Source organism: Rhodococcus sp. NPDC057014 (assembly GCF_042673295.1).
Lineage (GTDB): Bacteria > Actinomycetota > Actinomycetes > Mycobacteriales > Mycobacteriaceae > Rhodococcus_F.
Genome location: NZ_JBHUSF010000287.1, coordinates 1 through 12,199, shown reverse-complemented (window position 1 = coordinate 12,199; position 12,199 = coordinate 1). Strand labels below are relative to the sequence as shown.

11 protein-coding genes are annotated in these 12,199 nt (G+C 66.0%); 1 reads left to right on the top strand and 10 read right to left on the bottom strand.

Going from position 1 to position 12,199, the window contains the following annotated elements:
• Positions 1 to 497: 497 nt before the first annotated feature.
• The 9 genes from ACFTZB_RS35790 to ACFTZB_RS35750 all read right to left on the bottom strand — a co-directional run bounded on the left by ACFTZB_RS35790 (position 498) and on the right by ACFTZB_RS35750 (position 10,432).
• Positions 498 to 1,973, bottom strand: a complete 1,476-nt coding sequence (locus ACFTZB_RS35790; protein WP_378439118.1) for a flavin-containing monooxygenase — start codon at positions 1,971 to 1,973, stop codon at positions 498 to 500.
• Between the two features lie 236 nt (positions 1,974 to 2,209).
• The gene (locus ACFTZB_RS35785; RefSeq protein WP_378439116.1) at positions 2,210 to 2,941 is read right to left on the bottom strand and encodes an SDR family NAD(P)-dependent oxidoreductase; all 732 of its coding nucleotides are present in this window, start codon (positions 2,939 to 2,941) and stop codon (positions 2,210 to 2,212) included.
• Complete coding sequence (locus ACFTZB_RS35780) at positions 2,938 to 3,876, bottom strand: alpha/beta hydrolase (RefSeq protein ID WP_378439114.1); 939 nt, start codon at positions 3,874 to 3,876, stop codon at positions 2,938 to 2,940. Before ACFTZB_RS35780 ends, ACFTZB_RS35785 begins: the two co-directional genes overlap by 4 nt.
• Before the next feature lie 25 nt (positions 3,877 to 3,901).
• Positions 3,902 to 5,284: a glutamine synthetase family protein gene (locus ACFTZB_RS35775; protein WP_378439112.1), complete on the bottom strand. Its 1,383-nt coding sequence runs from the start codon at positions 5,282 to 5,284 to the stop codon at positions 3,902 to 3,904.
• Positions 5,281 to 6,582 (bottom strand): glutamine synthetase family protein, encoded by a 1,302-nt coding sequence (locus ACFTZB_RS35770; protein ID WP_378439110.1) that lies wholly within the window; start codon positions 6,580 to 6,582, stop codon positions 5,281 to 5,283. The genes ACFTZB_RS35775 and ACFTZB_RS35770 overlap by 4 nt, the downstream gene beginning before the upstream one ends.
• Positions 6,575 to 7,636, bottom strand: coding sequence for a hypothetical protein (locus ACFTZB_RS35765; protein WP_378439108.1), 1,062 nt, complete (start codon positions 7,634 to 7,636; stop codon positions 6,575 to 6,577). The genes ACFTZB_RS35770 and ACFTZB_RS35765 overlap by 8 nt, the downstream gene beginning before the upstream one ends.
• Positions 7,633 to 8,421 (bottom strand): SDR family NAD(P)-dependent oxidoreductase, encoded by a 789-nt coding sequence (locus ACFTZB_RS35760; protein WP_378439106.1) that lies wholly within the window; start codon positions 8,419 to 8,421, stop codon positions 7,633 to 7,635. The genes ACFTZB_RS35765 and ACFTZB_RS35760 overlap by 4 nt, the downstream gene beginning before the upstream one ends.
• Entirely contained in the window at positions 8,418 to 9,707 is a 1,290-nt protein-coding gene (locus tag ACFTZB_RS35755) for a DUF1116 domain-containing protein (protein ID WP_378439104.1), read from the bottom strand. The genes ACFTZB_RS35760 and ACFTZB_RS35755 overlap by 4 nt, the downstream gene beginning before the upstream one ends.
• The gene (locus ACFTZB_RS35750) at positions 9,701 to 10,432 is read right to left on the bottom strand and encodes an SDR family NAD(P)-dependent oxidoreductase (protein WP_378439102.1); all 732 of its coding nucleotides are present in this window, start codon (positions 10,430 to 10,432) and stop codon (positions 9,701 to 9,703) included. The genes ACFTZB_RS35755 and ACFTZB_RS35750 overlap by 7 nt, the downstream gene beginning before the upstream one ends.
• A gap of 200 nt (positions 10,433 to 10,632) precedes the next feature.
• On the opposite strand from ACFTZB_RS35750, the gene ACFTZB_RS35745 reads away from it, so the two are divergent.
• On the top strand, positions 10,633 to 11,376 hold the full coding sequence (locus ACFTZB_RS35745) for a FadR/GntR family transcriptional regulator (RefSeq protein ID WP_061044871.1): 744 nt from the start codon (positions 10,633 to 10,635) through the stop codon (positions 11,374 to 11,376).
• Here the strand turns inward: ACFTZB_RS35745 and fabG are convergent.
• Positions 11,366 to 12,145 carry a 3-oxoacyl-ACP reductase FabG gene (fabG, locus tag ACFTZB_RS35740; RefSeq protein WP_378439120.1) on the bottom strand — a complete coding sequence of 260 codons (780 nt, stop codon included), beginning with the start codon at positions 12,143 to 12,145 and terminating at the stop codon, positions 11,366 to 11,368. The genes ACFTZB_RS35745 and fabG overlap by 11 nt on opposite strands.
• Positions 12,146 to 12,199 lie beyond the last annotated feature (54 nt).

Genomic DNA, 12,199 nt, shown 5'->3' with positions numbered 1-12,199 from the left:
GGCGTGTGCCAGTGCAGGCGCTCGGCCTGGGTCGCCCAGAATGCGAGTCGGTCCTCGTCTGCGGCAGCCTGGAGTTCGGGTCCGGCGTTCGCAGTGGCGGTGAACTCGGGGCTCGGCGCGTACGCCGCTAGTTCGGAGGTTTCTGCTGCGCTGGTCACTGTGACTGCCTCTTTCTCGACTGCTGTGAATGCGGAGTGGCATGTGGAGGAGGAATCCACCAAGGGACAGAAATCGCATGTCCAACACTGTCGTCGCCGACGGTGTCGGTTCGCCCGGTCGGCGGTCGGCGGCCAGGCTGCGCGGGTAGAGATAGCTCGACCCGCCGCGACACGGTGGTGTCGCGGCGGGCTGTTCTCCGAACAGCGCTGTGGCGCCGATGTGGGAGGGAAAGCTCCGAGTAACTTCCCCTCCCACGGTCCAGCCGGTGTCCAACGGCTGGAGCAGGATGCCGGCATCCGGTCAGGCTGGGGGCGCGGATGCCGGCAAGTTCACGGCCGTCAGTCGATCTTGACGGCGAACCGGCGCAGCAACTTCGTCGCCGCGATGTAGGCCGATGCGCTGAACGGCCACTGCGAGACGATCTTGCCGCTTCCGGCCTGGAAGTAGTTCCGGGTCGTGGCCCACACGGTCTTACCCAACGCGCTCTGTACCCAGTCGTTGTAGATCAGGAACGCCGAGCGCCGCACCGAGATCTTGGTGCGGCCCTTCTTGACGGCGCGGGAGATCAGCCCGGCAGCGAAGCCGGCCTGCGCCTCGTAGAAGGACACCAGCGGAATAGAATTGGTGTTCGGGCCGTACATGATGAAGAAGTTCGGGAACCCGGGCACCATCATCCCGAGGAAGGCCTCGGGCTCTCCTTCCCAGTGGCCGTGCAGGTCGGCACCGTTCTCGCCTCGAACCCGGTAGTTGCCGAGGTAGTTCGCTGCGTCGAACCCGGTTGCGAGGATGATGACATCGAGGTCGTGCTCGTCGCCGTTGGCGTCGACGGCGCCGGTGCGCGTCAGACCCTTGACCCCGTGCGGCACGAGGCTGACCTTGGGACTCTTGAGCGCCGCGTAGTAGGTGTCGCTGACCACAGTGCGCCGGGCCTCGTAGGCGAATTTCGGGGTGACCAGCTCCATCAGATCGGGGCGGTCGCCGAGTTCGTGCTGCATGAAAGCCAGCGACTGTTGACGCTTGATCTTGTTGGTACGTCCGTCGGAGCGAGCATGGCTGGCCCGGTATTGCCGCTTGTCGTAGTCGGCGTACAGCTTGAACCGCCGCCAGGCGTAGATCGGTGCGAAGCGGTTGAGCTTGCGCTCCTGGTCGGTGAAGTCCCGGCTGTTCTTGGGGAGTAACCAGTTGGGCTCGAGCTGGAAGATCTTCACTTCCGAGCCGGCCTTTTCGGCCTCGGTGACGACCTGGACTGCCGACGAGCCTGTGCCGACCACGCCGATCGACTTGTCGGTCAGATCGAGGCCGTCGATCCATCGCGAGGTGTGGCACAGGGCGCCCTCGTAGTCGTTCTCGCCGCGGGCGAACGGCGGAACCAACGGGATGTTGAGGAAGCCGACCGCGCTGATGACGGACATGAACCGTCCGTGATCGGTGCCGGATTCGGTGGCCACGATGTAGTCGTGGTTCTCGTCCGACCAGGTCACGCTTTCGACCTTCTCGTTGAAGAGGATGTGCTTGTGCAGGTCCCACTTACGGGCGACGTGCTCGAGGTAGCCCTGCAGTTCCTGCCAGCCGGCGTGGGTGCGGCTCCAGTCGTAGCGCTCGTAGGAGAACGAGTAGATGTGGGACTCGAGGTCGACCTCGGCGCCCGGGTACCGGTTGTGCCACCAGGTCCCACCGAGTCCGGGGGACTGCTCGAAGATGATGAAATCCTCGATCCCCTTCTTTTTCAGCGCGATCGCGGCTGCGATGCCGCTGAATCCGGAACCGATGATGGCAACTCGTGCTGTGGTCCGCCCGCGTGCGCTGGGTGCCATGGCGTTCTCCTGTCTGAAGGCTTGGTACTGGGGCCGGAGTCTGGGACCTTGTGGACCAACCCCAAACCTCTATTGGTTCAGTATTTAGGCCTTTAAGGTGGATGTCAATCCCGGGAGGGAAATTTGCTGATGCTGAGGGGTTTTTCGGGGGTGGCCGGGATGGATCGGCTCCCCGGGGTGGTGCGCGTGTGAGCGTGGCCGGGATCGGATCTCCGAGACCCGACCACGCGGCGTCGCTACTTGATCTGGGCGGTCCAACCGCCGTCGACGACCAGGTCGACGGCCGTGATGAAGGACGCCTCGTCGGACAGCAGGAATGCAATTGCGGCCGCGATGTCCTCGGGGAGGCCCAGCCTGCGCAACGGTGTCCGGTTCTCCATGTCGGTGCGGCGCTCGGGTGCGCGCTCGTAGAGGTAGTCGATCATCGGGGTGAGGATCGCTCCCGGGCACACGGTGTTGGCCCGAATTCCCTCGGGGCCCAGCTGCAACGCCAGGGCATGGGTCAAGGAGACCACCGCGGCCTTGCTCACCTGGTAGGCGTCGAGGGGAGAATCCATCCCGCGGACCCCGGCGGTGCTTGCCACATTGACGATGCTGCGGCCGCGACCCCGGCGCAGATGAGGGATCGCTGCCCTGATCACCTTCCGCAGCCCGTGCAGGTTGATACCGAGGGTGGTGTCCCAGATCGACTCCTCGATGTCGAACGTCGACCCGTCGCGATCGAAGAACGCCACACCCGCCGCATTGACCAGGTAGTCCAGGCCGTCGTCGGAGAAGGAGGCGAACAGGTCGTCGAAACGCTCGCCGGCGAGAAGGTCGAACGCCACGTACTCCACGCCGCTGGGCAGATCGTCGACTCGTTCCTTGACGTCGGTGGCCACGACCCGGACACCGTCCTTGGCCAGGCGATGCACCGTCGCCAGCCCGATTCCACCGGCGGCTCCGGTGACGAGCGCAGTCCGGGTCATCGCACGAGCTCCTGATCGAAGGCGCGAGCGAGCCGTGAGCCGGCGAACTCCATGGCAGCGGTGGCCGCGGGAAACACCTCGTCGAGCCCGAAGAAGCCGTGCACCATGCCGGGTGTCTGGTGCACCTCGACCGCGACGCCCGCGGCCTGTGCCGCTTCGGCGTACAGCTCGCCCTGTGGGCGGATCGGGTCGCATTCGGCCAGAATGACCGTGGTCTCGGGCAGCCCGCTCAGATCGGCGGACAGGACGTCCACCCGGGGGTCCTGTGCGAAGTCCGGGGAGGGCAGGTAGTTGTCCTGGTGCCACTGCATCTCGTCGCGTTCGAGCATGACGGCCTGGTACTCGCCGTCGAATCCGCGGTCGAGATCGCAGGTGGTGACCGGGTAGACGAGCAGCTGGTGAAGAGGACGCATCTTGCCGGTGTCGCGCACGTGCAGGGTCACGGCGGCGGCGAGGTTGCCGCCGGCGCTGTCGCCGGCGATGGCAACGCGCGAGGTGTCGACCGGCAGCTGGGCGTCGCCGCTGATCGCCCATTCGAGGGCGTCGATCGCATCGTGGACAGCAGTGGGGAAACGGTAGTCGGGACCACGGCGGTAGTCGACCGACAGCACGGCACTGCCGGAGGCGGTCGCCAGCAACCGAGTGGCGACATCGTGGGAGTCGATGCTGCCGAGTAACCAGCCGCCACCGTGGAAGTACACGGTCAGCGGCAGGTCGGTCGCCTCGCTGGGCAGGTAAAGCCGGCCGCGGATCCTCTCACCATCGCGCGTGGGAATCTCGACGTCGACGGTGTGATGGATCGCGGGCTTGGTCAGCGCCCCGAAGGTGTCTTCGAAGTTCTGCCGCGCGGTCTCCACCGGCAACAGGTGGGCGTTCGGTCGCCCCGACGCACGGGAGTCGTCGATCATCTTCTGGGCGATGGGATCCAATGGCATGGCGGTCCTTTCATGGACAAGGGTGTTAGACACGTTCGTAGTAGCGGCGGGTTTCCCAATCGGTCACCGTGTGGGAATCGAAGGAGGTCAGCTCCGCCTGGGCGGAGGCGACGAGATGCTCGTAGACCTCGTCGCCGAAGGCGGCACGCGCCATCTTGTTCTTGGCGAACAGATCGATCGCACGGTGCATCGACGTCGGCACGAGTTCGACCTCGCGCCCTTCCCAGGCATTTCCGCTGAAGATCGCGGGCGTCGGCAGTTGGCGCTCGATGCCGTCGAGCCCCGCGGCGATGGTGCCCGAGTAGGCGTAGTACGGATTGACATCGGCACCGGGTATCCGGTTCTCGACCCGGTAGGACGGTCCGTGCCCGACCAGGCGGAAGGCGCACGAACGGTTGTCCTCGCCGAGTGCGATGGCCGATCCAGCGAACTGGTCAGGCTGAAACCGCTTGTACGAGTTGACTGTCGGGGCGAACAGAAGGCTGACATCGACGGCGTGCTCAAGTTGGCCGGCGACGAACGAGCCGAACTTCGCCGACATTCCCCCTTCGGGGGTGTCCGACCAGCACAGCGGCTTGCCCGTTTCGGTCGACCACATGCTCACGTGCAAATGGCAGGACGAGCCGACGTCGTCGATCTTCGGCTTGGCCATGAACGTCACCGTCAAGTCGGCTTGGTGCGCGAGCTGCTTGATCCCGTACTTGAACAGGACATGGCGGTCTGCCATCTCGAGGGTGTCGCAGTAGTCGAGGGTGATCTCCTGCTGCCCGAGACCCCACTCGGGTTTCGACGATTCGACCGAGATCCCGAATGCCGGCATCTGGTTTCGGATCTGGCGAATGAACCAGTCGTCCCGCCCGGACTGGATCATCTGATAATCGGATCGGTAGTTCGAGAGCATCTTCAGGTCCTGATAGCCCGCCTGCCAGGCATCGTTGGGTGCGACGGCGGCGAGGAAGAACTCGAGTTCCGAGGCGAACTTGAACGCCAACCCTTCCTGCTGGGCGCGCTCGATCTGCCGCTTCAAGATGGTGCGCGGCGCCACGCTGAGCATCGTGTCCGAGCCGCACTCGTAGGCGTCACAGATCACCAGCGCGGTGTTCGGCTCCCAGGGCACCCGCCGCAGGGTGGTCAGGTCCGGAACCAGCCGGATGTCGGCCCACCCGTTCGCGGAGTTCGACACCGGCAGGTTGAGCGGAGTCATCTCGAGGTCGACGGCGAAGATGAAACTACTCGCGTTGATCCCGTCGCCGCTCAGGCCCAGCGACCGGAACGCCTGGATTGTCAGGCGCTTGCCGACCAGGCGCCCGTATGGGTCCGGGGTCGCACAGACGACCGTGTCGATCTCCCCGGCGGCGGCGAGTGCCTCGAACTGATCGAGGTCGAGGGTCTGAATGTGTGTGCTCACTGGTGCTCCAGGTGTCGGGACAGTTCCCAGTCGGTGATCGAGTTGTGCATCCACTGCTCGAATCGTTCGAGTTCGGCCCGCCGGGTCGCGGCATAGGACTGGGTGAAGGTCTTGCCGAGTAGGTCGGCGGCAAGCGCCGACGACTCGAACAGCGCCACGGCCTGAGCAAGATTGCTCGGCAGGTCGACCGCGCCGGCATCACGTGATCCGGAGTGGGGCAGGTCGAGGGATCGCTGGAGGCCGTCGAGACCCCCGGCCAGCAACGCATCGGCGACGATGTAGGGGTTGGCATCCGCGCCGGGACGGCGGTGTTCGACGCGCGCCGACCCGATCCCGCCGAGAAGCACGCGGCAGGCCACGTTGCGGTCGTCGTATCCCCAGGCTGCCTTCTCCGCAACGAACATTCCCGGCGCGATGCGCTTGTAGGAATTGACGAACGGATTGAACATCAGCGCCAGGTCAGGCATCGAGCTGACCAGGCCGGCGAGATAGTGACTGCCCTCCGGGGAGAGCTTGCCGGGTTCGGACGCGAAGACGTTCTGGCCGCCGCGGGCGAGGCTCGAGTGGACATGCCCGCCGGCGCCGGACTTGTCGGCGAACGGTTTGGCCATGAAGCTCGCACGAAGTCCGTGCTCGGCGCACAGATCACGCAGGTACTGGCGTGCACGCGCGGCGTTGTCCGCCGCCCGCAGTGCGGGCTGCGGGGTGAGAGTGAACTCGAAGAACCCGGGCCCGAGTTCGGCGTGGAAGGCCTCAATCTCGATGTCGATCTCGTTCATCCGGTCGATGAACTGCTGGGCGAAGCGGTCGATCTCCGCGGAACGGGTGAGGCTGTAGGCGTTCTCCGTCGTGCCGAAGGGCTGGAACCGCGTCAGATCGCCGCGCTCGCAGTCCTTGTTCTCCTCGAAGATCCACACCTCGTACTCGTAGCCGAGCACGGGCTCGAGATCGAGTGCACGGTACCGCTCGATCAGCGACTTGAGCACCGCACGAGGCGACGCCTCGAAAGGACGCCCATCGGCGGTGACGTGATCTCCGATCACCGCCTGCGTCCCCGGACGCCACGGCAGATCGATCCGGGTGCTCTCGTCGGGCACGAGTGCCATGTCGGGGTAGCCGTTCTCGGCGTTGCTGAACGGCGTGTCGGTCACCTCGTCGGTCAACGAGAGACCGTAGATGATCGTGCAGAAGGCAAGACTCGCAGGACTGACCGTCTTGTCCGACTTGACGAGCTTGCCGCGCAGGCCCAGGTCGTAGTCGGGAACCTCGAGCTGCGTCATCGAAACGTGATTAGACATGGTTCTGGTCCTTCGGGCGGAGTTCAGGGTCGCGTCCGACACGGCGGTAGACGGCATCGGGGACGAGTGAGGGGTGTTTGTAGACCCACCAGGTGCAGGTGGCGTCGGCACGGCTCTCCGGCCAGGTCGGTGGGTCGATGACTCTGGTCGGGTAGCCGAGGCGGTCGATGGGGATGACCTCGTTGAGCAGACAGCAATGGACGCAGTAGGAGCAGATGCCGCGTTTGTTCCACGCCCAGTCATGGGGTTCGGTGGTGACGGCGAAGCCGAAGGGGGCATCGGCCCGGGGCTGGTCGGCGGTGATGTCGGGATCGAGCGAGCGACCGCCGGACCCACACGGAGCGAATCGGAAACCGATGCGATCGGGCTCGTCGATCAACTCGATGTCACCCTGTCGGGAGACCCCGGTCAGGTGGGCATGGAATCCGTCGACGATGGCGACCATCAGTTGGTGCGCCGATTCGTTCCAACTCTGGTTCGTCAGTGAGTAGCGACGGGCATGGATGTCGTACCAATCGCCCATCAGGAAATTCCACAGGTCGCCGAGTGACGACTCACCGATCAGGCGGACCGCGATGTCGATCGTTCCGGAGATACGGTCGACCGCCCGGTCGTGGATACCCAACCAGACCAGTCGAGCATTCTCGATGCTTCCCGGCGCCGCGGGGTCGTTGCGGCGGCACTGTTCGCTCGCCACGTCGACGGCCTGGACGAACTGTCCCCATTCGGCCTCGATGCCGGCCATCGCCGTCTCACCGATCAGATCGGTGAGACGGCGAACCGCCGCGTCGACGTCGTCCGCCGAAGCGCCGTGTGTCGTCATCCACTCGATCGCCCGGTCCGGCCACTGTTCGTAGATTTCGCGCAGTTCCTCGGCCTCGAGGACGGTGACCTCGACCAGAGCGGCCGCATCGTCGCACAGCCCTCGGCGGAACCGGTCGACGGCGGTGCGGAAGGTCCCTTGGGCCAGTTCTTCCCAAGTGCCGACGCGTGCGTTTCTCCCGAGTGACGCCTCGTACGCCACCACGGGTGAGACTGGCTTCAGGGTGCTCATGTGAGGGTGAATCCTCCATCGATGCGAAGATCGGACCCGGTGATGAAGCGGGCCTGATCGCTGAGCAGGAAGACGACGGCATCGGCGATCTCCTCCGGCCTGGCGAAACGACCGAGCGGAACGCGCGGCACCAGGGAGGGTGGGAGACCGTCGGTGTTCTCGTGCGCGGCCGCCAGCGCCATCGGCGTGGCGACGAAGCCCGGCGAGACACTGTTGACGCGCACCCCGTCGGCGGCGAATGCCCGGGCCGCGGACTGGGTCAGCATGGCCAGCCCGGCCTTGGACGCGGCGTACTGGGGAGTCGGGTCCGGGTTGCTCAACGCGACCACCCGGGCGCCTTCGATCGAGGTCACATTGACCACCCCACCGGACTCGGATTTGCGCAGCAGATCCCCGGCCGCATCGATGACGTTGTAGGCACCGACGAGGTTCACTTCCAGGCACCGCAGCCACGACTGGCGGGAGACGTTCGCGAATCCGGTGTCGTCGAGCACCCCCGCACAGTTGACGAGGTAGCTCAACCCGTCCGGGCCGGTGTTCTCGGTGATCACCGCCCGCAACGCGGCGATGTCGGTGACGTCGGCCGCGCAGCGCACCTGCAGGTCGGCGGGAATCCCGGGAAAGTACTCGGGCTCACGCAGGTCCAGGCAGATCGTGCGGATCCCGGCGGCCAGGAGCGTACCGGCGGTGGCGCGACCGATACCCGAGGCGGCCCCGGTCACCAACGCCACCTGCCCGGTGAACGTCAGCGGTAACGACCGCCGATCCGGCACGCTCGCGGTCATGATTGACCATACCTTTTGGCGTGCTCGTCCAGCGCCGCCGCGAAGCATTCGCGGGGTGCGCGGATCACTCCGGCGCCGATCTGGCCCCCGTCCCGACCGGCGAGACCGACATCCATGACCGGCAGGACGGCGGTGTCGAGGACCTTGCGGGCATCGACACCGGTGGGGGTGCCACGGAAACCGAACAGTGCAATGCGGTACGTGCTGTTCTCGCCGTGGGTGATCTCGTACATTTCCCGGTTGCGTTCGATCATCACCTCGGGGGAGCCGCCCTGGTAATCCTGCAGCGACAAGGCGCAGGCCTGCGCGAAGCCGCCCAGTCCGACGGTCTCGGTGATCGGGCTCTCGCCGCCCATCCAGGTGATCTCGTCCTCGGTGTGCCCGGCGAACAGCTTGCCCTGGTGGATCGGCGGCGGTCCTTCGAACCAGGTGTTGCCGAGGCCGGCGAGTTTGATCGCGAAACCGCGGCAGCTGAACGCCATCGCGGAGACCAGCGTGGAGCCGGGGACGACCATCGCGTCCGCGGAGGCCTTCGCCGCCGCCATCGACAGCCGGAGGAAGAAGTAGTCGTTCTCGGCGAGGTGAAGCATCGTCTCGCGGACCCCCGGTACAGAGTCTTCGATCATGTCCAGCACCGGCGGCAGGATTTCCCGGTTGAACAGGATCGAGGCCGCGGCGTTGCGGCTGTGCACCTCGTCGCCCATCCGCAGCGCCCGGGCGATCAACGGTTTGAGCGCGATGCCGCCGCGGCGGCGGATCGCCTCACCGACCACCGGAGCGAGAACCGTGTTGACGTGCTCGAGCCGCTCGTGGACGCCCTCGTCGTAGCAGCCGTAGTTCAGCCGGCGCGGTTCCTTGCCCTCGTAGAAGTTGCAGAACCCGACGTTGCCGTGGGTCCGGTTCTCGACGACGAATACCGGCATCGACGCCGTGTAGATCCCGGCGAGCGAGCCGACCGCGTTGTAGTCGTGGCACGCGCCGATCTCGATGCTGCCGTCGGCGAACCGCGCGATCGCCTCGTCGCGGTCGGCGGCCAAGCCCTCGAACAGGGCGCCACCGATCAGCGCTTCACGTTGCCCACCGACGTAGGCCTCCCACGGCAGGGGAGCGCCTGAGGTGAGCACCAGGTTGTCGCGGTAGCCGGGGAGCACCTCGCGTGCGGGCCGGACGTCGACCACCCACGGGTCGGCATCGTTGAGGCGGCGAAATGCCTCGTCGTTGGCGGCCTCGACCGACCCGCCCCAGACCTCGGCGGGGACAGTCGCGAGATCGTTCGCGGTCACCATGCGGTGACACCACCGTCGACGAGCAGGGTCTGGGCGGTGATGAAGGAGGCACGCGGGGACAGGAGGAACTCCACAGCCTCGGCGACTTCCTCCGGCTCACCGATCCGCTTGAGCATCGCGTAGCCGGCGCTGACCTCTTCACCGCCGGACACGCGCGCCATCGACGGGCTCATCGGGGCCCGGATCACGCCGGGGGCGACGTTGTTGACCCGGATGCCGCGCGGGGCGAGTTCCTCAGCCAGGTAGCGGGTGTAGGCGGCGATACCGGCCTTGGTGGCGCCGTACACCGAGGCGCCGCGGAACCGGCCGAAGTGCCCGGTGAGGCTGCCGACGTTGACGATGGCCGAGCCCTCGGTCAGCAAGGGTGCCGCGACGTCGATGACCCGAGCCATGCCGGCGATGTTCACCTGGAACATCAACTCCAGCTTGGCCTCGTCGAGCTCGCCGAGGAACGAGTCCCGAAGGATGCCGGCGCAGTTGATCACACCCGCGAGCGTCTCGCCTCCGGATATCACCGAATCGACGGCGCTCTCCACACTTTCGCGACTGGTGACGTCCATCGCCACGGCGATGGTGCCCTCCAGTCCCTCCTGGCCCGGATCGAAGGCGTCGATCGCCTGCTTCACATCCGCCGCGACCGGGATGTAGTTGCTCTGCAACAGCCGACGACAGATCGCCTGACCGATGACCCCCGCGCCGCCTGTGACGATTACCTTGTTGCCCACTTCAGGTTCCTTTCCAAACACGTGACCGTGGTCACCACGATGAGCCCAGTCTCACCAACAAAGGACGATTGGTCAAGTTTTTAGGTCTTTTATTTGCATGACTGTGACGGACACCTGGTTGTCGTGTTGGTCTAAAGGCTGGAGCAAATAACATGAGGGTGGGTGGTGCGCTAGATTGGGGCGAGGGGAAGGAGCCTCGTATGACAACAGCCACGGCATCGCCGTCCGGATTCGGTCCGATCCGGCAGATCCCTGCACACGAACTCGTCGTCGATCAGATGCGCCGGGCGCTCGAGCTGGGTCAGTTCCGGCCCGGCGACCGGCTGCCCACCGAGCGGGAGCTGTCGGAAATGCTCGACGTCTCGCGCACCGTGGTGCGGGCCGCGGTGGCGGTGCTCGAGCGGGAAGGCCTGATCGCCGTTCGCCGCGGGCGCGGCGGCGGATTCACCGTGCAGGCTCCCACCTACGACCCGGCCGAGACCCGCCGGCTGATGCGCCAGAACAAGACCGCGGTCCGCGATGCATTCGACTACCGGATCGTGGTGGAGACCGGGGCGACCCGTCTGGCCGCGCTGCGCCGTCGAGCAGCCGACCTCACGAAGCTGCGAACGTTGCTCGAAAGTATGGACAGCGCCCTCGACGCCGCGATGCAGGACCAGTCCGCGCACCGGGTCACCGAGTTCCAGACTCTCGACTCCGCGTTCCACATGGGGATCGCCCAGGCCTGCCGCAACGACTATCTGCTCGAGTCGGTGGCCGACGCACGACGCAAGATGTGGCTTCCGACGGGAGCGATCTTCGGCCGCCTCGAGCCCAACGCGAACGACCATCACGAGGCGATTCTGGAGGCCATCGAGAGCCGCGACCCGGAGGTCGCGGCCGCTCAAATGGAAGAGCATATCCTCGGCACCAGGAACACGCTCGAATCCTGGCTCAAGCGCTGACTGCGGCGTCGGGCACCTCCGGAAGGGTCTGGCCCCCGTCGACGGTCAGTGTCTGACCGGTTACGAAACCTGCGCCCTCACTGGCGAAATACAATGCGGCGTGCCCGATGTCGGTAGTGGCACCAAGTCGACGTTGCGGGATGCACGCTTCCATCCGGGCGATGGTGTCGGCGCCGAGACCGTCGAGTCCCTCGGTGCGGATGCTGCCGGGAAGGACTGCGTTGACGGTGATCTTGCGTGAGGCGAGTTCCAGTGCTGCCGAGCGGACGAATCCCAGCTGGGCGGCCTTGCTGGCCCCGTAGTGGCTCAACCCGGGAAATCCGGTGGTCGGTCCGGTGATCGACGAGGTCACCACGATCCGGCCGCGGCCGGATCGCGTCAGCGCATCCAGGCACGCTTGGACGCTGAAGATCATGCCGTGCACGTTGGTGGCGAATACATCGTTGAGCTCGGCCGGGGTGATCTGCTCGAGCGTGTTTTCCGGGTAGATTCCGGCGTTGGCGCACAACACATCGAGGCCGCCGAGCAGCCCTTCGGCTTCGGCGGCCATCCGGGTACACGATCGGCGGTCGGCGACATCGGCGACCACTGTCGAGACCGTCGCGCCGAGTTCGGCCAGCCGTGCGCGGGCCTTCTCCAGCTTCACGGGGTTGCGGCCCGCGATCGCGACCTGGGCACCGGCGGCGGCGAACACCTCCGCGATGCCCAGCCCGATGCCCTGGCTGCCGCCGGTCACGAGCACGTTCATCGAGTTCGAAGTCTGCTTCATCATTTCCTCTTCCGGTTGCTGGTCATGACCGTGTGTGGCCCCCTCGCCGCGACG